This is a genomic window from Latilactobacillus parafuchuensis, from assembly GCF_055271665.1.
Genome location: NZ_CM143875.1, coordinates 139,752 through 161,425, shown reverse-complemented (window position 1 = coordinate 161,425; position 21,674 = coordinate 139,752). Strand labels below are relative to the sequence as shown.

The window sequence follows — 21,674 nt, the reverse complement described above, 5'->3', positions numbered from 1 at the left end:
ATTGAGGTGATTTCTATGGAAGTAGCATACCGAACGGATGTTGGTCAACAACGTCAAAACAATCAAGATTATGTCGGATTTTATACGAATAAAAAAGGCGCTCAGTTTGCGATTGTCGCTGACGGAATGGGCGGTCATCTAGGTGGCGATGTGGCTTCTGAAATGGCAGTCTCACACATTGGTTACGAATTCGAACGGACGAATGATACCGATATCGAAGCGATGGTTAAGTGGTTGATTTTTGAACTTCAAAAAGAAAACCAACATATTTTAACCAAGGCGAATCAATACGATGATTTAACCGGGATGGGCACGACCTTAGTGGCGGTCCTAATTTCGGGACGGAATTATCTAGTGGCCAATATTGGTGATAGTCGGGTTTATCGGTTGCGTCACCAGCAGTTGCAACAGTTGACGGAAGATCATTCGTTAGTTAATGAATTAGTTAAACAAGGTGAATTAACCGAAGAAGCGGCGCGACATCATCCACAAAAAAATATTATTACGCGCACATTAGGTGTTTCACAAGATGTCGATGCCGATGTGACGATTTATGAATTCGAACCAGATGATTATTTATTACTTTGTACCGACGGTTTAACCAATATGGTGGACGATCAACAACTTAAAACGACTTTGTTGGCGGATACGACGTTAGACGAAAAGTGTCAATCATTGATCGAACAAGCCAATCAAGCGGGTGGTTTAGATAACATCACTGCGTTGATTTTACACCGTGATCGCGAGGTGCAACCGATATGATGGAACCAGGTTATGCGGTGAGCGGTCGCTACCAAATTATTCGACCAATCGGTGAAGGTGGGATGGCGAATGTTTATTTAGCCCAGGATCTGATTTTAGATCGGCAGGTTGCCGTCAAAGTCTTGCGGTTAGATTTGCGCAATGATCCGAATACGGTCCGGCGTTTTAAACGCGAGGCCCTTTCGACCACTGAATTAAATCATCCGAACATCGTCAGTATTTACGATGTAGGTGAAGAAAATAGTATGCAATACATTGTCATGGAATACGTCCAAGGCACGGATCTGAAGAAATACATCGTTGAAAATTTTCCAATTCCTTACCAAAGAGTGACGGATATCATGGCGCAGATTTTATCCGCCGTTCAAAATGCCCACGATCACAATATTATTCATCGTGACTTAAAGCCCCAAAATATTTTGGTGGATGAAGCCGGTAATGTGAAGATTAGTGATTTTGGCATTGCGATTGCGCTAAGTGAAACCGCAATGACCCAAACCAACACTTTATTAGGGTCAGTTCATTATTTATCACCGGAACAAGCGCGTGGCTCAATGGCGACCAAACGTTCTGATATTTATTCGTTAGGGATTATTCTATACGAATTATTGACTGGAATGGTGCCGTTTGAAGGGGAATCGGCCGTTTCGATTGCGATTAAGCATTTTCAAAATGAAGTTCCACCGGTTCGCAATTATGATCCACGAATCCCGCAAGCACTGGAAAACGTGGTCTTAAAGGCAACTGCCAAAGATCCAGATGAACGCTACAGTGAGGTCAAGATGATGGCGGCAGATTTAGCGACATCGCTATCTGCCAGCCGGGCGCACGAACCAAAATTTGTGCCGAATAAAGCTGGCGATTTGGGTGAAACCAAAGTGATTCCGGCGCTGGACCCAGAAGGCATTACGCAAACCGATCAATCGGAACAAGTGACTGAAGCAACGCCGGCTAAGGCTGCTGAATCAGCTGCCAAGCAACCGAAGAAGTCTAAAATGACTAAGAAGAAAAAATGGTGGCTGATTGGTATCGGCATTGCTGTTTTAGTCTTACTGGGGACAATCGGGGCTTACGCGATTCAAGGTAGTGAAGTCAGTGTGCCTGATTTGACTGACATGACGCAGCAAAATGCTGAAGATGTTTTGACTGATAAAAAATTAAAGGTCGGCACGATTCAAAAAACGGCTAGTAATCAATATAATAGTGGCCATGTGATTCGCTCCACGCCGGTCAAGGGCTTACGGGTTAAATCGGGGAGTACTGTCGATTTGACGGTCAGCACAGGACAGAAAAAATATCGCATTAAAGATTACACGGATCAGGAATATAGCGATGTTAGTCGGCAATTACGTAAAACCGGATTAACGGTTAAACGTAAGTATCAAAGTTCGACAACCATCGATGAGGGCACCATTATGAATCAAAGTATTGATGCCGGCAAAAATGTGGTACCTAGTAAAACGACCATTACGTTAACGGTCAGCAGTGGGAAACCGACCTTTGCGCTACGTGATTTAAGTGATTATACGCAACAAGCGGTTCAAGATTATGCAACCGAAGTTGGGTTAATGGTGACTTTCTCAGAGGAATATTCGACAAGCATTCAAACTGGCTTAGTGATTCGTCAATCGCCTGCAAGTGAGACGATGGTGCAAGCAGGCGACCGTCTCACAATTGTGTTATCTAAGGGGCAACGAGCACCGGTTGAACAACCTTCAGAATCAGTTAGCGAATCACCGTCTGCTAGCAGCAGTAACAGCGAGACGAGCAGTAGTGAATCGAGTAGCAGCAGTGAATCGGAACCAAGCGAAACAAGCAGTAGTCCGGCTACCAGTACTGAATCTAGTTCGAGCAGTCAAACACAGCAAAAAAGTAGATAGCGATTAATATTTGGGAGGTGGTCTATTGCAGACCGGACAAATTATTAAAGCCCTCAGTGGTTTTTATGAAGTACAAAGTGAGCAACAGATTTATCGAACGCGGGCACGTGGCAATTTTCGGAAACGTAAAATTACACCACTAGTCGGGGATTTCGTTGAATTCGAAAGTAAGGAACAAAGTGAAGGCTACATTCTTGAAATTTTGGACCGCCAGAATGAAATGATTCGTCCCCCGATTGCCAACATCAATCAGGTGGTGGTGATCATGTCGGCGATTGAACCGGCGTTTTCATTAAATCTTTTGGATCGATTTTTGATTTATTTAGAAAGTTTAAACGTTCAAGGGACTATTTATTTAACCAAAACCGATTTAATTTCGGATGAATTGTACCAACAGATTAAAGTGTCGTTGGATTACTACGAGGCAATTGGTTACCGGGTATTTGCGCCACGGGCCGCTTTTACAGCTGAAACGATTACCGCAATTGAAGCGACTTTTGCCAACCAAACGACCGTTTTTACAGGTCAAACGGGGGCGGGTAAATCGACCTTGTTAAACCATATTGAACCTAAATTAAATTTGGCAACGGCTGAAATTTCCAAAAGTCTGAATCGTGGGAAACATACGACGCGCCATATTGAATTGATTCCAATTAATGGCGGGTTAGTCGGCGATACACCTGGTTTTTCATCGTTAGGCTTGTTAGACGTCACCAGTGAGACGTTGGTTGATCGTTTTCCAGAATTTCGTGAAATTGGTCAAGGTTGCAAGTTTAGAACGTGTCAACACGTGATGGAACCGAAATGTGCCGTTAAAGAAGCGTTAGACGCTGGCCAAATTTTAAGAAGCCGTTACGATAATTATTTACAATTTAGAGCTGAATTAAAGGATTTACGGCCGGTTTACAAAAAATCAAAATCATAAAAGAATGGAAGTTAAACAGATGACACAAATTGCACCGTCAATTTTAAGCGCAGATTTTATGAATTTACAACGGGATGTTCAAAACTTGGAAGCGGCTGGTGCAGATTTATTACACGTCGACATTATGGATGGCATGTTTGTACCGAATATGTCGTTTGGCGCACAAGTTGTTTCCGGGATCCGACCACTGACAAAGTTGGTCTTAGATGTCCATTTGATGGTTGAACAACCAGAACGCTACATCGAGCAATTCGCGCAAGCGGGTTCGGATTTGATTATGATTCATGCGGAAGCCACGAAGCACCTATACCGGGGGTTACAAATGATTAAAGATGCTGGGGTTAAAGCCGGCGTGGTCATCAACCCAGGGACACCGGTTAGTTATATTGAAGCGGTTTTACCATTAGTTGATCAAGTCTTAGTCATGACAGTTAATCCTGGTTTTGGGGGGCAAAAATTTATTCCAGCAATGTTGGCCAAAGTGAGCGAACTGGCGGATTATCGTGACCAACATGCTGATGCGACTTATCAAATCGAAGTCGACGGTGGGGTCAACGACCAAACAATCGCCGCTTGCGCGCAAGCGGGGGCCGATATCTTCGTCGCCGGTTCATACACGTTTGCGGGTGATTTAACGGAACGGATTGCGCTTTTAAAGAAGACGGCCAATGAAGCGCGTTAATTTATTAGCGGGTGGGCCAATCGAACAATGGGCACCAGAGTTACAAAAACCAACTCAAATTGCCGGTCAGTGGGTGACTGCTGATCGGGGGACTTGGCGTCTATTACAAAAGGGGATTGTGCCGACAGTTGCCGTGGGTGATTTTGATTCATTAACACCAGCTGAACGTCAACAGGTGCAGGCACAAGTTGGGGACATTCGAGCGGTTCAAGCTGAAAAAGATGAAACAGATACGCAATTGGCGTTATCAATTGCCCTCGAAGAACTTATGGCTGATCAAGTCGTGATTTACGGTGCGACTGGTGGCCGTTTAGACCACTTCCTAGCGAATCTATTCATGCCGTTGGAAGAACGCTTTAAACCGTTCTTAGATCGCTTAGAGATGCGTGATAGTCAAAATACGATTCGGTTTTATTTACCAGGCGAGTATCAAATTGCTAAAGAGGCTGATAAAAAGTATTTAGCGTTTATTCCGTTAACGCCGACCACTGATTTAAATTTAATTGATGAGAAGTATCCGTTGCACCATTTTGATACGGAAGTGCCGATTTCTTGGGCTAGCAATGAATTTATTGGTGTGACCGGCCGCTTTAATTTTAAAACCGGGATTGTCGCGGTGATTCAAAGTACGGATTAGCCGAACAACTCAAAATACCCCAGCAGCCTAAAAATGGCCGTTGGGGTATTTTAATGCAAAAAGGGTCTGTGATATCAGTCGCAGTATCTTGATATTAAGCGAACGTTTTTTGACGCGCGCCAGAACTATCAATCTCCGTTCAAATCAAAAAATCGGATTATCCTTAGTTCTGGATAATCCGATTCTGTCACAGTTTGCAAAAAAATAGACTGTCAATTGACAGTCTAAACAAACGAAATTAAACGCGAGTTACTTTGCCTGATTTCAAAGCACGGGCAGAAACCCAAACACGTTTAGGTTTGCCATCAACTAAGATACGTACTTTTTGTAAATTTGGCTTCCAAGAACGACGAGATGAGTTCAAAGCGTGTGAACGCTTGTTGCCAAATGATGTTTTACGGCCGGTAATAACGTCTTTTGCCATGGTCTTATTCCTCCTTTTAGTAAAGCCGGTAGAATTAACGAGAAACATAATATGATTTTCAGTTAGTCTTAATAGTTGCATGCATGCACACCGGCTTATACAATTCACTTAAATAATTTACCATAACGGTTGATAGATTGCAAGAGTTCTTTCAAGGAAAATTACTTGACAGGGTAAAAAAAGGGCGATTTTACTTGCAGAATTGTGTTGATTGTAAGATACTAGCGTAAGCCAAATGAAACGGAATTTATTGGCGAGTTACTTTGCAACGCCAGTCTGCTATGCTAAAATGATAATAAGTACGTCACAAGGAGGCTATTTTAATGGCTGTTAAAATTAAAACACAATATGGCGATATCGATATTACTAATAATGTCATTGCCACTATCGTTGGTGGTGCCGCTACTGATATCTATGGCATCGTCGGCATGGCGAGTAAAAACCAGATTCGTGATAATTTAAATGAAATATTAAATCGTGAACATTATAACCGCGGTGTTGTTGTCCGCCAAGAAGATAACGGGGTCGCAATTGACGTCTATATCATTCTTGGTTATGGCATTAAGATTTCAGAAGTTTGTCGTAACGTTCAAAGTAAAGTGAAGTATAATCTTGAAACGATGTTGGGTGTTAGCGCCAACTCCGTTAATATTTATGTTCAAGGTGTACGGGTATTAGAAGACTAAAATCAATCAGGAGCTGGTGAGTTGACCCAGTTCTATTTGTTTTTGTTCGAGGAGGAACATTCGTGAAAGTCACTGAAATTACAGCAACAGAGTTTCAAGCAATGATGCGGGTTGCTGCCCATCGATTAACTAAAAATGCAGAATTTGTCAATTCTTTAAACGTCTTTCCAGTGCCAGATGGCGATACTGGGACTAATATGAGTTTAACGTTCCAAAGCGGTGCGAAGGCTGTTAATGAAAATAGCAATCAAGCAGTTGGTGAACTTTCAAAGAGTTTAGCGAAGGGCCTTTTAATGGGCGCGCGGGGCAACTCAGGGGTCATTAGTTCACAAATCTTCCGTGGTTTTTCAAAGAGTATGGAAGAAAAAACGACATTGTCAGCTCAGGATTTATCTGAAGCGTTCACCAGTGGGGTTCAAACAGCGTATAAAGCGGTGATGAAACCCGTTGAAGGGACAATTCTAACCGTTGCTCGTGAAGGCGCCAAAGCGGGGGCCAAAGTGGCTAGTCAAACCGATGATATCGGTGAAGTAGTTGCTGCCGTCGTTGAAGGCTCTAAAAAAGCCCTCCTAAAAACGCCTGAATTATTGCCAGTCTTAAAAGAAGTCGGTGTCGTGGATTCTGGTGGTCAAGGGTTAGTCTTCATCTATGAAGGCTTCTTGGAAGGGTTAACCGGCCAAGCCCCTGAAAAAGATTTATACACGCCTGATGAAGCTGAGATGGATGAAATGGTCAATGCCAATCATCATCAAACGGCTCAAATGGGGACCGAAGATATCGAAAATGGTTATTGTACCGAAATCATGGTCGCTTTAGGCGATGGGACAACCGTTGACCGCGAGTTTGATTATGATGAATTCCGGAACCATTTAGACGGCGTTGGTGATTCACTGCTCGTGGTGGCCGATGAAGAAGTCGTCAAAGTCCATGTGCATACGGAACATCCGGGCACAGTGATGGCTTATGGGCAACATTTCGGTTCATTGATGAAGATTAAAGTCGACAATATGCGGCTTCAACACGCAACCATTGTGGACAATGATCAACAAGCCGCCGTGGCTCAAAAATCAGCACCCGTCGATTATGGGATTATTGCGATTGCCGCTGGGTCTGGTATTTCTGAATTATTTAGAAGTCTAGGCGCAACTTACATCTTAAGTGGTGGTCAAACCATGAATCCAAGTACCCAAGATATTTTAGATGCGATTGACGCGGCCAATGCCAAACGGGTCATTTTACTGCCTAATAATAAAAATATTTTCTTAGCGGCTGAACAAGCCGCCGAAGTGGCTGAAATTCCGGTCGAAATTGTCAAGAGTCGGACGATTGCACAAGGGATGACCGCGTTGTTGTCGTTTGACCCGTCTGCTGAAATCGAAGATAACCAAGCGGCGATGACCGAAGCCTTAGATACGGTCATTAGTGGTCAGGTCACGCAATCGATTCGGGACACAACGTTAGACGGTCTTGAAATTAAAAAAGATGATTACATGGGCATTATCGATGGTAAAATCAAAGTTTCAACAACCGAACGACTCGATGCAGCCATTCAAATGGTTGAAGCCATGTTGGATGACGATAGTGAAATTGTCACGATTATTGTGGGTGCCGATGGCGATCAAACTGAAGCTGAACAAATTAGTGATGCGATTATGGCGATTGACGATGAATTGGAAGTTGAAATTCATGAAGGTCATCAACCCGTTTATCCATACCTAATCTCAGTTGAATAACTTAATCTAAATAAAAACAGGAATGAGGATGATGACCTGATTCCTGTTTTTTGCTAAAAAGGAGGGAATGACATGTTGCAGTTAACCGATTCAGTCACTGAGTTAACTGGGGTTGGCCCCAAACGCTTAACCGCGCTTGGTCAACTGGGTATCCAGAATATGAGTGATTTACTGTACTATTTTCCCTTCCGTTATGAGGATTTAAAGGTCAAAGATTTGTCCGAAGCTGCCGATCAGGAAAAAGTGACTTTAAAAGGGACCGTTGTTGCCGAACCAGTGATTAGTCGCTGGGGACCCGGTAAAACGCGTCTAAACGTCCGGATCTTAGTTGAACACGATGTCGTGATGGTGACGTTTTTCAATCAACCCTATTTGAAAGATAAATTTGAAACCGGCGTCGATGTTGCCATTTATGGCAAATGGGATGCGAAACGACATACGTTAACTGGGATGAAGGTCTTAGCGGTCCAATCGGCCGATAACCCGTCGTTTGCGGCGATTTATTCGGTGAATAAAAGTGTCCAACAAGGCACATTGGTTAAATTGATTAAAGAAGCCTACGAGAAGTATCAAGCGGTTATTCCGGAATTAATTCCCGAGGCATTACGCCAGCAGTACAAGTTAGTCAACGAACAAGCCTTAATTGCGGGGATGCACTTTCCGGAAACTTATCCGGAAGCTAAACAAGCGCGACGAACAGCCATTTTTCACGAGTTCTTCTTATATCAATTACAATTACAAGCGATTAAACAATCAGAACGCCATGTCGCTAACGGCTTGGCACTGCATTACCAGAACGCAGCGTTAAAAGAATTTATCCAGACGTTACCATTTGAATTAACTGCGGCCCAAAAACGGGTGGTTAACGAAATTTGTTTAGATTTAAAATCGCCCGCCCACATGAACCGTTTACTACAAGGCGATGTTGGTTCTGGGAAAACAATCGTCGCAGCCATTACGATGTTTGCGGCGGTCACGGCCGGTTACCAAGCGGCGTTAATGGTGCCCACTGAAATCTTAGCGGAACAGCATTATCAAAAATTAAAGCAATTATTTGAACCGATGAACGTCACAGTCGGTTTATTGACCGGTTCAATCACGGCTAAAGAACGTCGGCCATTATTAGCCGATATTGAGAATGGTCGAATCAACATCATCGTCGGCACCCACGCGTTGATACAAGATGCGGTTAATTATCAACGGCTGGGTTTTGCGGTGATTGATGAACAACACCGTTTTGGTGTCAACCAACGCCGAATTCTGCGTGAAAAAGGCTTGCAACCGGACGTCTTAGCGATGACCGCCACGCCAATTCCACGGACTTTGGCAATTACCGCGTACGGTGAGATGGATGTTTCAACAATCGATGAATTACCGAAGGGCCGAATTCCAATTGAAACGAGTTGGGTGCGGAGTAACCAAGTTGAACAGGCGTTGAGCTTTGTTGGCACGCAATTAGCCCAACATTCCCAAGTCTTTGCGATTACGCCGTTAATTGCTGAATCAGAACAGATGGATCTCAAAAATGCGGAAGAAATTTACGCCAAACTATCCGAACGGTTTGCGCCGGACTATCAAGTTGCTTTGCTCCACGGCAAGTTGAAAGATGATGAAAAGAACCGGATTATGACGGCTTTTTCAGAGAATCAGATTCAATTATTGGTCTCGACGACCGTCGTCGAAGTCGGGGTCGATGTGCCGAATGCGACGGTCATGTTGATTTTTGATGCCGACCGCTTTGGTTTGGCACAGCTCCATCAGTTGCGTGGTCGGGTTGGACGGGGCAAGCAACAAGCCTATTGTTTACTGGTTGCCGATCCTAAAAATCAACAGGGCATCGATCGCATGACGATTATGACCGAAACCAATGACGGGTTCGTCGTGGCTCAAAAAGATTTAGAATTGCGGGGACCAGGAGAAGTCTTTGGTCATCAACAATCAGGCGTACCGACGTTTAAGGTCGGCGATCCGATTGCTGATTTCGCGAGTCTACAAGTGGCCCAACAAGCGGTTCAAAAGATTTTTACCACCGATCCGGATTTGACCAACTACCCAATTTTGAAGCAATACTTAGCGCAACAACAACAAAATTATTTAACATTAGATTAGTGATGAAAAGAGGAATTGATATGAAAATTGCAGTTGATGCAATGGGCGGCGATTTTGCGCCACAAGCAGTGATTGAAGGGGTTTTACAGGCGCGTTCAGAATTTAAAGACCTTGATTTTATTTTATACGGTGATGAAGCCCAGATTAAACCACTACTACCTGATATGGCGCAACTGTCAATCGTTCACACGACTGAAAAGATTGCCGGCGACGATGAACCAGTGCGTGCGATTCGCCGTAAGAAACAAGCCTCAATGGTCCTAGCCGCCCAAGCGGTTAAAGCTGGCGAAGCCGACGCGTTATTCTCATTAGGCAATACCGGGGCGTTGTTGGCAGCTGGATTATTCATCATTGGTCGGGTCAAAGGCATTGATCGGCCAGGGTTGATGCCCACGCTGCCTTCGATTAATTCAGAAGATGGCTTTAACATGTTAGACGTTGGTGCGAATGCCGAAGCGAAACCAGAACATTTACATCAATACGGTTTGATGGGTAATTTCTACGCGCAAGATGTCCGTGGAATTGCGAATCCGCGGATTGCGTTATTGAACAACGGAACTGAAGCGAGCAAGGGCGACGAGTTACATAAAGCGGCTCATCAATTGCTAGCGGAGGATCCTGATTTGAACTTCATCGGGAATATTGAAGCCAATGATCTATTAAAAGGTTTAGCGGATGTCGTCGTGACTGACGGGTTTACCGGTAATGCGACTTTAAAGGCAATTGAAGGAACTGCAACCATCGTGATGTCGCAAGTCAAACACGCGATTATGGATGCGGGCGTTAAAGAAAAAATCGGCGGACTCTTATTAAAAGGCAGCGTCGGTCAAATTAAAACTAAGTTCGATACCTCGATTTACGGTGGCGCTGTTTTATTAGGTTTAAAAGCCCCCGTCATCAAGGCCCACGGGGCGGCGGACGCACAAACCGTCTATTATACGGTCAAACAGATTCATACGATGTTGGCCAATCAAACGGTCCAAAAAGTGATTGATTATTTTGATCAAAAAAAGGTCGCAGACGAAACTAAATAATTTGCTAGACAAGCTGAGTCAAAGGGACTACAATGGACTTCGCGGGCTAAAACAGTTTACTTGAAACGGCCTAGAAAGTTAGGTATAATCACTGAATACCGATAATGCTTAGGTACGAAAGTGTTTCAATTTTTGGAGGTTTTAACATGAATGAACAAGAAATCTTTGATAAGATTGCGGATATTATTGTCGATCGTTTTGAATTAAATAAAGATCAAATTACTAATGAATTAAATTTTAAAAAAGACCTAGACGCTGATTCAATTGATGTTGTTGAATTCGTTTTGGAATTGGAAGACACATTTGGTGCCGAAATCCCAGATGAAGAAGCTGAAAAAATCGCAACAGTTGCGGATGCCGTCGCTTATATCAAAACAAAGACAAAATAAGCTAATCGAAAAAAGAGCTTAACGCTAGAAATCTAATGATTCTAGCGTTAAGCTTTTTTTGTACTTATTTCTAAATGAGCAAACGATGATATAAAATGAGCGCATTCACATAATAATCGTTATTATAACGGCCTTTTTCTGATTATCTAAACACGAACGTTGATTTGATAGCGAAAATAAATTAGAGAAATTTAATCTTTCTTATTTACTTTTCATTTTTATTCAGGTATTATTATTTTTAACAACTGAAGGGAGTGTCCATATGAGACGAGAAAAGAGTTTGGTGTTAGGGGTAACAACATTGGCCATTACGGTCTTATTAGCAGCGTGTGGTTCATCAGGAAGTAAAGAGGCATCAACCGATACGGTGACGTTTACGACAACCGATGTAATTTCCACAATGGATTCAGCATTAAATACCGATGTGATCGGTGCTCAAACTTTAACGGACACGATGGAAGGTCTTTACCGTTATGAAGGTAAGACGGTTAAACCAGCGATTGCGACTAAGGTGGTTAAACCAACCAACAATGGTTTAACGTACACGATTCCGCTCCGTAAAGATGCGAAATGGAGTAACGGCAAAGCCGTGACGGCCGCAGATTTCGTTTATGCTTGGCAACGGGTCGTTAATCCGAAAGTCGGTTCACAATACGCTTATATCTATGAAGGTATCAAGAATGCAGCGGATATCACAGCCGGTAAAAAAGCGGTTGATACATTAGGGATTGAAGCCAAGGATGCCCATACCTTAGTTGTCACTTTAGACAAACCAATTCCATACTTCAGTCAATTAATGACCAGCTCAACTTTCTTCCCAGTTTATAAAGCAGCCGTCGAAAAAGCGGGTAAAGCTTACGGAACAAATTCTAAGACGTTAGTTTTCAATGGCCCTTATAAGTTATCTAACTGGAATGGTCCGGATAGCTCTTGGAAAGAAGTCAAGAATACTAATTACTGGAATGCCAAAAATGTTAAAGTCAAGAACTTGAAATACCAAGTGGTTAAAGATCCATCAACGGCTTTAAACTTATTCCAAAGTAAAAAAGTTGATCGGACTGTGATTACTGGTGACACGGCTAAACAAATGAAGAATGATCCTGATTATTCAACAAAATCATTATCATCAACTTTCTATATTCAAATGAATCAAGAAAAAAATCCAATCTTCAAAAATGCTAAGATTAGAAAAGCAATTTCGATGACGATTGATCGTGAAGAACTTGCTTCACAAGTCTTAGGCGATGGTTCTAAAGCGATTAGTTCGATAACGCCTAAAAACATGGCTTATAACCCAACAACTGATAAAGATTTTACCAGTGAATTGAGTGCAGCCGGGCTTAAGAATGCGACTTATAATCCGAAGGAAGCTGCTAAACTTTGGAAAGAAGGTTTGGCTGAATTAGGTCAAACTGGTAAAACATTTAATTACACAATGCTCAGTGATGATACGGATATCGCTAAGAAACGTTCTGAATATTTACAAAATACGCTTGAAAAGAATTTATCAGGCTTGAAAGTCACATTAGCAAATGTGCCATTTAAGACACGTCTTTCTCGTTCAGATAGTGGTGATTTCGATTTAGCGGTCAGCGCTTGGAATGCTGATTTCCCAGATCCAATCACGTTCCTAGACCTCTTTGTGACTGATAGTTCTAATAACAACGGTCACTGGAGTAATGCTGAATACGATGCACAAATCAAAGCAAGTAAGACAATTAATGCCAATAATCCAACGGCTAGATGGCAAAACCTATTAAAAGCACAAGATATTATGAATACTGAATCAGGGGTCATCCCATTGTATCAAGTTGGTACAGCGTACTTAACGAACGCCAACGTCAAAGGGTTAGATTACGGCCCATCTGGTAATTACAATAATGTCTCACTTTATTTAAAAAAATAAAACGACTTTATAAAATGGGTTTCGGCGTTGAAAAACAATGAAGCCCGTTTTTGTTAGGAGCAATCATATGAGTAAATATCTAATTAAAAGAATATTCTATCTGGTTTTAACCCTGTTCATTGTTGCTTCGGTCACGTTCTTCATGATGAAGTTAATGCCAGGGACACCCTACACGAATCAAGAAAAATTAAGCGCGGATCAATTACGGATTATGAATGAACAATATGGATTAAATAAACCAATTCTAGAACAATATTGGATCTACATCGTTGGTTTATTACATGGTGATTTTGGGACTTCCTTCCAATTTAATAATCAACCCGTCTTGAGTTTAATCATGTCACGGCTAGCACCTTCCTTACAAATCGGGGCCCAAGCGATGATTCTGGGTTCTGTTTTAGGGGTTTTATTAGGGGCTGTCGCAGCTATTCGGAAGAATACCTGGGTGGATGGGGTCGCAACGTTCTTTTCAATCTTAGGGATTTCAATTCCTAACTTCGTCTTGGCCGTTTTACTTCAATTCTTCTTAGCTTTCAAATTACAAATGTTTCCTATCGCTTTATGGGATGGGTTCTCATCAAGTATTTTACCGACGTTGGCCTTAGCGGTCGCGCCACTGGCCAATACGGCCCGGTTCATGCGGACTGAAATGGTGGATGTTTTGAGCAGTGATTACATCGAATTAGCCAAAGCCAAAGGAAATTCTAAATGGCAAACAGTGGCTAAACACGCCCTACGGAATTCAATGATTCCGGTCGTGACGATTATCGGGCCAATGGCTGTCAACCTCATGACAGGGTCATTGGTTGTTGAAAATATCTTCTCAATTCCTGGGATTGGGGAACAATTCGTGAAATCAATTATGACTAACGATTATCCAACCATCATGGGCTTGACGATTTTCTATTCATTCTTATTAATGTTAATTATCTTAGTGGTTGATATTCTATACGGTATTATCGATCCAAGAATTCGATTAAGTGAAAAGGGGGCCAACTAACATGTCAGATACAAAAATAACAGCTGGTTCTTTTAAACCACTCAAAGCCGACAATCATGAAGAACAAGAAAAAATTAGTGCACCTTCATTGACGTTTACGCAAGATGCGATTCGGCGTCTGAAGCAAAATAAAGTGGCTGTTGTGTCACTCTTTGTCCTATTGGCGATTGTTCTTGCAGCATTTCTAGCGCCCGTGATTGCGCCGCAGAATCCCAATACGCAAAACGTGGCGTATGCTAACTTACCGCCTAAAATCGGTAATGGTCATTTACCCGGATTCAAAGGGACGGCCACGGTTTCTGGCGTGACAGTTGATAAGTATCAACAGGCCGGCGTTCCTAAGGGCAAGAGCTTTATCTTAGGGACTGATTATCTCGGTCGTGATTTATTATCCCGGATTCTATACGGGACACGTTTATCCCTATTAATCGGAATTTTAGCAACCTTAGTCGATTTATTGATTGGGATTCCGTACGGGATTATTTCCGGTTGGAAAGGTGGTCGAGTTGATACCTTCATGCAACGGATCATCGAAATCATTTCATCGATTCCGAACTTAATCGTCGTGGTTTTAATGATGTTAATTCTCCGGCCAGGTTTATTATCAATCGTTCTGGCGATTGGCTTTACCGGGTGGGTGACGATGGCCCGGCTGATTCGAGCCCAGACCTTCCAGTTGAAGGAACAGGAATTTGTTTTAGCGGCGCGGACTTTGGGTGAAACCCCAACTCGGATTGCTTTGAAACATTTGATTCCCAACTTATCCTCAACCATTATTATTCAAACCATGTTTACGATTCCGAGTGCGATTTTCTTCGAAGCCTTCTTAAGCTTCATCGGAATCGGGATTCCAGCACCAAGCGCCTCATTAGGGACGTTATTATCGGATGGTCAAAAAGCCTTCCGGTTCTTACCGTACCAAATGTGGTATCCAGCAGCGGTCCTATGTCTCATCATGGTCGCAGTCAATTTATTAGCAGATGGCTTACGGGATGCTTTTGATCCTAAGTCATAGTCGGAGGTTTTCAAATGGCAAATATTTTAGAAGTTAAAAATTTAAGCATCGATTTTAAAACCTACGCAGGCGACGTTCACGCGATTCGTGATGTGAGTTTTGAATTGAAAAAAGGCGAGACCCTCGCAATTGTCGGCGAATCTGGTTCAGGTAAATCCGTGACGGTTCGGAGTATCATGGGTCTATTGGCCAGCAATGCGCAAATTAAAGGCGGCACGGTTAAATACCATGGTGACGATTTATTGCAGAAGCCTGAAAAGGCAATGAACCAAATTCGGGGCAACGAAATTTCGATGATTTTCCAAGATCCGATGACCTCATTAGATCCCACCATGCCGATTGGCAAACAAGTCGCTGAACCTTTATTGATTCATAAAGCGATGAATAAAGAAGATGCGATGAAACGGGCGCTAACGGTTTTAGAATTAGTCGGGATTCCAAACGCCAAAGAGCGTATGAAAGATTATCCGCATCAATTCTCCGGCGGTCAACGTCAACGGATCGTGATTGCGATTGCGATTGTTGATTATCCGCAAGTCTTAATTGCTGATGAACCAACGACCGCCTTGGACGTAACCGTCCAAGCACAAATCATCGATTTGATGAAGGAACTCCAACGTAAGATTGAAACCTCAATCATCTTTATCACCCATGATTTAGGCGTGGTGGCTGGGATTGCTGATCGGGTCGCCGTGATGTACGCGGGTAAGATTATTGAATACGGTTTGGTCGATGAAATCTTCTATCAACCGAAACACCCCTACACATGGGGCCTATTAAACTCAATGCCGACGTTAGATACTTCGGGTAAACTAGAAGCAATTCCGGGCACACCACCTGATCTACTTGATCCGCCTAAGGGGGACGCGTTTGCACCGCGTAATCCGTACGCACTACAAATCGATGCAGAAGAGATGCCACCGTTCTTCAAGGTTTCTAAAACCCATTATGCGGCGACCTGGTTATTGCATCCAGATGCACCGCACGTTGATCCGCCAGCAGCGATTAAGTCGTTGATGACAAAATATGAACAGGTTGAAACACAGAAGGTAGGTCAGATAGATGGAAAAGGATAAACCGAAAGTATTAGTCAGTGTCAAACATTTAAAACAATACTTTAATAAAGGTAAAAAATCCGAAGTCAAAGCGATTGATGATATTTCATTTGAAATCTACGAAGGCGAAACGTTTGGCCTTGTTGGAGAATCTGGTTCGGGGAAGAGTACGACTGGTCGGAGTATCATTCGTCTCTACAATCCAACGAGTGGTGAAATTTTATTTGACGGTCAGGATATCAGTAAAATTAAGAATCATAGTCGACAAATGAAAGAATTCCGGAAAGAGATTCAAATGATTTTCCAAGATCCGTACGCTTCTTTGAACCCGCGGATGAAAGTCAAAGACATCATTGCTGAAGGCCTTCACATTCATAAATTGGTGAAAACCGAAGCTGAATCTGATGCGCGGGTCAATGAATTGTTGGACCTCGTCGGGTTAAACAAGGATCACGCGACACGTTATCCTCATGAGTTCTCTGGTGGTCAACGGCAACGGATTGGGATTGCGCGCGCATTGGCGGTTAAACCGAAATTCATCATCGCTGATGAACCGATTTCGGCGTTAGATGTGTCGATTCAAGCACAGGTCGTCAATTTATTGAAGGATATTCAAGCGCAACAAAATTTAACGTATTTATTCATTGCGCATGATTTATCAATGGTTAAATACATTAGTGACCGGATTGCCGTCATGCATAATGGTCAGATTATGGAATTGGCATCCGCCGATGATATCTATGACCGAGCATTGCATCCGTATACCCAAAGTCTATTGTCAGCCGTGCCCCAACCAGATCCTAAGTTGGAACGGAAGCAACGACGGGTGGCTTACGATGCTTCGATTGAAGCTAATAATGAAGGTCGTCAATTACGTGAAGTGGGGCCTGAACATTTTGTCTATGCCACCGAGGCTGAAGTGCCAGCTTATCAAGCGGCTTTAGCTAAAATGACACAAGCAACGACGATTGCGCAATAACATTTCAAATAGACTAACGCCGATTAAACGGTGTTAGTCTATTTTATTAACGGACAAAATTAGATGAGAATTAAAGGGTCTAACTCAGACCAACGCTGTTTTTTTATCAGTATAAACGGTATAATAGTGAAAGATTATAATCAGGTGAAATGGGGTATTTTATTTTGGATGCAGCACTAGTCAGCGAGCTTCGTGCGCGCTACGGCATTGAATTTCAAAACTTAGCAATCTTAGACGAGGCGTTTACGCACTCTTCTTACGTCAACGAACACCGCGAACTCGGTTTGCGCGATAATGAACGTTTAGAATTTTTAGGTGATGCGGTGATGGAAATTACCGTTTCCGAATACCTCTTTCAAAAATATCCAGACTGGCCAGAGGGTAAATTAACCCGATTACGGGCCGCAATTGTTTGTACCAAGAGTTTTAGTAGCTTCTCTAAAGAAGCCCATTTTGACCGTTACATTCGTTTAGGTAAGGGTGAAGAGAAGAACGGTGCCCGGGCCCGCGCAACTTTATTAGAAGATTTATTCGAAGCGTTTAACGGGGCCTTATTCTTAGATCAAGGTCGTGGAGCGGTCGTTAAATTCGTCGAACAACTGGTTTTCCCCAAGATTGAAGCCGGTGAATTTTCAGATCAAACCGATTATAAAACTAACTTGCAAGAATTTTTACAACAAGATGGTGAAATCGAAATTGATTATCAATTATTAGCCGAAGTGGGGCCATCACACGATCGCCAATTCGAAGTTAACGTGATTGTCGATCACAAGGTATTAGGCTCAGGGGTTGGTCGCAATAAAAAAGCGGCGGAACAAGCGGCCGCTAAAAAAGCATTATCACAATTAAAATAGTGTTCATCAGTCACACGGTGTAGGGAGTTTAGTGCATGCAGTTAAAATCATTAGTGCTATCGGGGTTTAAATCATTCGCCGATAAAACAGAAATCAATTTTTCAGACGGTTTGACCGGAATTGTGGGTCCTAACGGGAGCGGTAAAAGTAATATCACAGAAGCCATTCGCTGGGCGATGGGTGAGCAATCAGCCAAAAGTCTACGGGGCGAAAGAATGCCAGATATTATTTTTGCCGGGACCGATTTACGGCCCCAATTGAATCGGGCTGAAGTGACGTTAAACTTTGATAATAGTGATCAATATTTACCGCAAGAGCCGGCCAACGTCAAGATTACGCGACGTTTATTTCGGAATGGTGATAGCGAATTTTATTTGAATCAAAAAAGTTGCCGATTGAAAGATATCGTCAACTTATTTATGGATTCCGGCCTGGGGCGGGAATCCTTTTCAATTATTTCGCAAGGCCGGGTTGAAGCCATTTTTAACAGTAAACCGGAAGATCGGCGGAATATCATCGAAGAAGCCGCCGGTGTTTTGAAATACAAACAACAAAAGAAAAAGGCGCAATCGGAATTAGACCAAACCGATGATAATTTAAACCGGGTCGCCGATATTGTGCACGAATTACAAGGTCAGGTTGAACCCTTAAAGGAACAAAGCAGCATTGCCCAAGATTATTTAGATCAAAAAGCGCAGTTTGACCAAATTCATCAACAATTATTAGTGGTTGAAATTGATCAATTGGCAATCGATCAGGCGAGTCATCAAAAGACGGCTGAAACTTTGGCCCAAACGCTAGCAACTGTTGAAGCCGATAATCAACAAACTAACGCTGATTTAGCCGCTAATCAAGCGACGTTAACTGAATTGGAACAGACACTAGAACAAAATAATCAGCAATTACTTGAAAAAAGTCGGTTAGCTGAAAACTTAGTCGGACAAGAGAACGTTTCAAAAGAACGGGCCAATTTTACCGATGAAAGTCGTAAAACACTGCAGAAATCGGTTGAGCGACTAACGGTTCAATTAACGGCGGCTCAGCAACAACGAGCGCAATTACAAACGGCCTTTGATCAACAAACACAAACGGTTGCGACCCTTAAAACCGAATTAAAGGCCTTACAAAAACAAACGGCCGGCAGTGAAGCGGAGTTAAAAGAACGAATTGAACAAATTCGTCAGGATTATATTGATCAGATGCAAGCGCAGACCACCAACCATAATGATCAACAATATTTAGCGAAGAGTTTATTACAAGTTAAAACTCAATTGGCGCATCAAGATAGTACGATCAGTGAAGCGAGTGCGCAATTAACCCAACAGACAACCCAGCAGGCCAATCAAGCGGCCAAAGTCCAAGCGTTAACGGAACAGGTTGCCCAATTACAAGCCCAGTCGACGCAGATGCAACAACAATTGGCGCAAGACCAAAAGGACTATCAAAAAGCACAAACTAATTGGTTCCAAGCATCCGGTATTTTGCAACAGGCGAAAGCTAAAAAAGCAAGCTTGGCTGAGTTGGACGATGATTATGCCGGATTCTACCAAGGGGTTAAAGCGGTCCTCAAACAAAAGCAACAATTACCAGGTTTACTGGGGGCGGTCGCTGAATTGATGACCGTTCCGAGTCAATACCAACAAGCGATTGAACTGGCGTTAGGGGCACAACTCCAACAAGTGGTCACACGCGATGAAGCAACGGCTAAACAAGCGATTGATTATTTGAAAACCAATCGGATTGGGCGGGCAACATTCCTGCCTAATAATGTCGTGAAACCACGGACGTTACCGAATTCGTTACTGAACCAATTGCAACAACAACCCGGTTTTGTCGGTATTGCGAGTGAATTGGTCCAATATGACGCGCAAGTCGCACCGGTCATGACCCATTTAATGGGCAATTTAATTATTGCGACCGAACTTGATTTAGCGATTAAACTCGGTCAATTGACGGGTCATCGCTATCGAATTGTGACGTTAGCGGGCGATATTTTGAGCCCCGGGGGTTCGATGACGGGGGGCCACGCCAGTCGTCAGGGTAGCGGTCTTTTAGCCCGGAAACAATCGTTGGCTGATTTGACCGTTCAGATTGATAAAATGCAAGTAGCATTGGATCAAAAACAACACGGCGTTCAACAATTGAAACAAACGCTAACGGACCATCAAGCGCAATTGACGAGTCACCAAGCAACTTTTGAACAGGTCAAAGCGACGTCTCAAACGGAAAATAATACGTTAACGTTATTGACCGAAAAACTGACCCAAGTTAAACGACAACAACAAGCGACTGATTACCAATTACAGCAACAGCAAACGGCTTATCAAGCGGACCAACAACGCCAAAGTGAGTTGCAGGTGGCCGAAAAGACGATTGCTGCAGCGATTGATCAGCTTAAGGCTGAATTGGACCAAGCAAACCAACAATTACAACATTTTGATGATAGTCAAAAAGTGATTGTCCAACAACAAACCGCATTAGAAACTAAATTAGCCGTTGCCAACACTGAATATAAAAACGGGCAAGAAAAATTAGCGACGATCACGCAGTCCGTTGAAGAATTAAGCCAACAGTTGACGACTAATCAAAACCGATTGGCGGCGCTCCAAAAAACGGATTCTGAGGATGTGCTCGATCAAAAAGCGCGTCAAGAACTGTTAGAGGCGACGAATCAAACGATTAAACAATTAGAACAACAACTAAAAGGTCAAAAAGAACAACGGACGACTTTAAAAGCGACCCAAGAGCGACTACAAGCCGATGCGACCCGTGTTTATCAATTACAAAAAAATGCGTTGGCGGAACAAGAAGCTAATGCAGTGGCGTTAAATCAAGCGAAGATGCATATTGATCAACGTTTAACGACATTGAGCGAAGATTATCAACTCAGTTATGAAGCGGCTAAGTCGGCCTTACAGGCGTCTGATTTAACCAACGATCAATTACGGTCGAAATTAAAACTGATTAAACTAGGGTTGGCCGATTTAGGCACCGTTAATTTAGCGTCGATTGAGGATTATCAACGGGTTAAAGAACGGTATGATTTCCTCATGCAACAGGAAAATGATTTGCTAGATGCCAAACGCCAACTATTAGCGTCGATGGCCGAGATGGATACGGAAGTTGAGAAACGTTTTAAAACAACGTTTGAACAGACGGCCGTTGCGTTTGAGGCCATCTTCCCAATGATGTTTGGTGGCGGGCACGCATCGCTAACGTTAACCGATCCGACCGCGCTTCTAACCAGTGGGATTGATATTATCGCGCAGCCACCTGGTAAAAAACTACAACGGTTGAGTTTATTGTCCGGTGGCGAACGTGCACTAACCGCCATTGCGTTATTATTCTCAATTTTAAAAGTGCGACCAGTGCCGTTTTGTATCCTCGATGAAGTTGAAGCGTCATTAGACGATGCTAATGTTGAACGTTTTGGCCGCTTCATGAAACGATATGAAAGTGCAACCCAGTTTATTGTGATTACCCATCGTAAAGGGACGATGACCCAAGCGAATCGCTTGTATGGCGTCACCATGGCCGAGTCAGGCGTTTCTAAGATTGTATCGGTTTCACTAGAAGAACATCAAACAGCCTAGGAGGCATTCAA

The 21,674-nt window shown here is 43.0% G+C and carries 18 protein-coding genes; 17 read left to right on the top strand and 1 reads right to left on the bottom strand.

What is annotated here, in order from left to right; all coding sequences use genetic code 11:
* The first annotated feature begins 15 nt into the window (after positions 1-15).
* From ACVPPQ_RS00970 to ACVPPQ_RS00950, 5 genes are read left to right on the top strand one after another with little or no spacing between them, the layout of a single operon-like run.
* Positions 16-762, top strand: a complete 747-nt coding sequence (locus ACVPPQ_RS00970) for a Stp1/IreP family PP2C-type Ser/Thr phosphatase (protein ID WP_025082492.1) — start codon at positions 16-18, stop codon at positions 760-762.
* Complete coding sequence (pknB, locus tag ACVPPQ_RS00965; RefSeq protein ID WP_463495105.1) at positions 759-2,642, top strand: Stk1 family PASTA domain-containing Ser/Thr kinase; 1,884 nt, start codon at positions 759-761, stop codon at positions 2,640-2,642. Before ACVPPQ_RS00970 ends, pknB begins: the two co-directional genes overlap by 4 nt.
* Positions 2,643-2,667: 25 nt before the next feature.
* The gene (rsgA, locus tag ACVPPQ_RS00960) at positions 2,668-3,567 is read left to right on the top strand and encodes a ribosome small subunit-dependent GTPase A (protein ID WP_463495103.1); all 900 of its coding nucleotides are present in this window, start codon (positions 2,668-2,670) and stop codon (positions 3,565-3,567) included.
* 19 nt (positions 3,568-3,586) lie between these two features.
* Entirely contained in the window at positions 3,587-4,249 is a 663-nt protein-coding gene (rpe, locus tag ACVPPQ_RS00955) for a ribulose-phosphate 3-epimerase (RefSeq protein WP_463495101.1), read from the top strand.
* On the top strand, positions 4,236-4,886 hold the full coding sequence (locus ACVPPQ_RS00950) for a thiamine diphosphokinase (RefSeq protein ID WP_463495099.1): 651 nt from the start codon (positions 4,236-4,238) through the stop codon (positions 4,884-4,886). The genes rpe and ACVPPQ_RS00950 overlap by 14 nt, the downstream gene beginning before the upstream one ends.
* 238 nt (positions 4,887-5,124) lie before the next feature.
* Here the strand turns inward: ACVPPQ_RS00950 and rpmB are convergent, their stop codons facing one another.
* Positions 5,125-5,310, bottom strand: coding sequence for a 50S ribosomal protein L28 (gene rpmB, locus ACVPPQ_RS00945; protein ID WP_025082496.1), 186 nt, complete (start codon positions 5,308-5,310; stop codon positions 5,125-5,127).
* A gap of 323 nt (positions 5,311-5,633) precedes the next feature.
* Between rpmB and ACVPPQ_RS00940 the strand changes: the two genes are divergently transcribed.
* The 12 genes from ACVPPQ_RS00940 (at position 5,634) to smc (ending at position 21,663) form a co-directional block, all read left to right on the top strand.
* On the top strand, positions 5,634-5,996 hold the full coding sequence (locus tag ACVPPQ_RS00940) for an Asp23/Gls24 family envelope stress response protein (protein ID WP_463495098.1): 363 nt from the start codon (positions 5,634-5,636) through the stop codon (positions 5,994-5,996).
* 62 nt (positions 5,997-6,058) lie between these two features.
* Positions 6,059-7,729 carry a DAK2 domain-containing protein gene (locus ACVPPQ_RS00935; RefSeq protein WP_463495096.1) on the top strand — a complete coding sequence of 557 codons (1,671 nt, stop codon included), beginning with the start codon at positions 6,059-6,061 and terminating at the stop codon, positions 7,727-7,729.
* Between the two features lie 72 nt (positions 7,730-7,801).
* Positions 7,802-9,838 (top strand): ATP-dependent DNA helicase RecG, encoded by a 2,037-nt coding sequence (gene recG / locus ACVPPQ_RS00930; protein WP_463495094.1) that lies wholly within the window; start codon positions 7,802-7,804, stop codon positions 9,836-9,838.
* A 20-nt stretch (positions 9,839-9,858) separates the two neighbouring features.
* The gene (gene plsX, locus ACVPPQ_RS00925; protein ID WP_463495092.1) at positions 9,859-10,872 is read left to right on the top strand and encodes a phosphate acyltransferase PlsX; all 1,014 of its coding nucleotides are present in this window, start codon (positions 9,859-9,861) and stop codon (positions 10,870-10,872) included.
* Between the two features lie 146 nt (positions 10,873-11,018).
* Entirely contained in the window at positions 11,019-11,261 is a 243-nt protein-coding gene (acpP, locus tag ACVPPQ_RS00920; RefSeq protein ID WP_025082499.1) for an acyl carrier protein, read from the top strand.
* A gap of 262 nt (positions 11,262-11,523) precedes the next feature.
* Positions 11,524-13,167, top strand: coding sequence for a peptide ABC transporter substrate-binding protein (locus tag ACVPPQ_RS00915; RefSeq protein ID WP_463495090.1), 1,644 nt, complete (start codon positions 11,524-11,526; stop codon positions 13,165-13,167).
* Positions 13,168-13,234: 67 nt separating this feature from the next.
* On the top strand, positions 13,235-14,167 hold the full coding sequence (opp3b, locus tag ACVPPQ_RS00910) for an oligopeptide ABC transporter permease (RefSeq protein ID WP_463495089.1): 933 nt from the start codon (positions 13,235-13,237) through the stop codon (positions 14,165-14,167).
* A 1-nt stretch (position 14,168) separates the two neighbouring features.
* Positions 14,169-15,182: an ABC transporter permease gene (locus ACVPPQ_RS00905; protein ID WP_463495087.1), complete on the top strand. Its 1,014-nt coding sequence runs from the start codon at positions 14,169-14,171 to the stop codon at positions 15,180-15,182.
* A 14-nt stretch (positions 15,183-15,196) separates the two neighbouring features.
* Complete coding sequence (locus ACVPPQ_RS00900; protein WP_463495086.1) at positions 15,197-16,258, top strand: ABC transporter ATP-binding protein; 1,062 nt, start codon at positions 15,197-15,199, stop codon at positions 16,256-16,258.
* The gene (locus ACVPPQ_RS00895; protein ID WP_463495084.1) at positions 16,245-17,216 is read left to right on the top strand and encodes an ABC transporter ATP-binding protein; all 972 of its coding nucleotides are present in this window, start codon (positions 16,245-16,247) and stop codon (positions 17,214-17,216) included. Before ACVPPQ_RS00900 ends, ACVPPQ_RS00895 begins: the two co-directional genes overlap by 14 nt.
* A 149-nt stretch (positions 17,217-17,365) precedes the next feature.
* Positions 17,366-18,070 carry a ribonuclease III gene (rnc, locus tag ACVPPQ_RS00890; protein WP_463495082.1) on the top strand — a complete coding sequence of 235 codons (705 nt, stop codon included), beginning with the start codon at positions 17,366-17,368 and terminating at the stop codon, positions 18,068-18,070.
* 35 nt (positions 18,071-18,105) lie between these two features.
* Positions 18,106-21,663: a chromosome segregation protein SMC gene (gene smc, locus ACVPPQ_RS00885; RefSeq protein ID WP_463495080.1), complete on the top strand. Its 3,558-nt coding sequence runs from the start codon at positions 18,106-18,108 to the stop codon at positions 21,661-21,663.
* Positions 21,664-21,674: the final 11 nt, after the last annotated feature.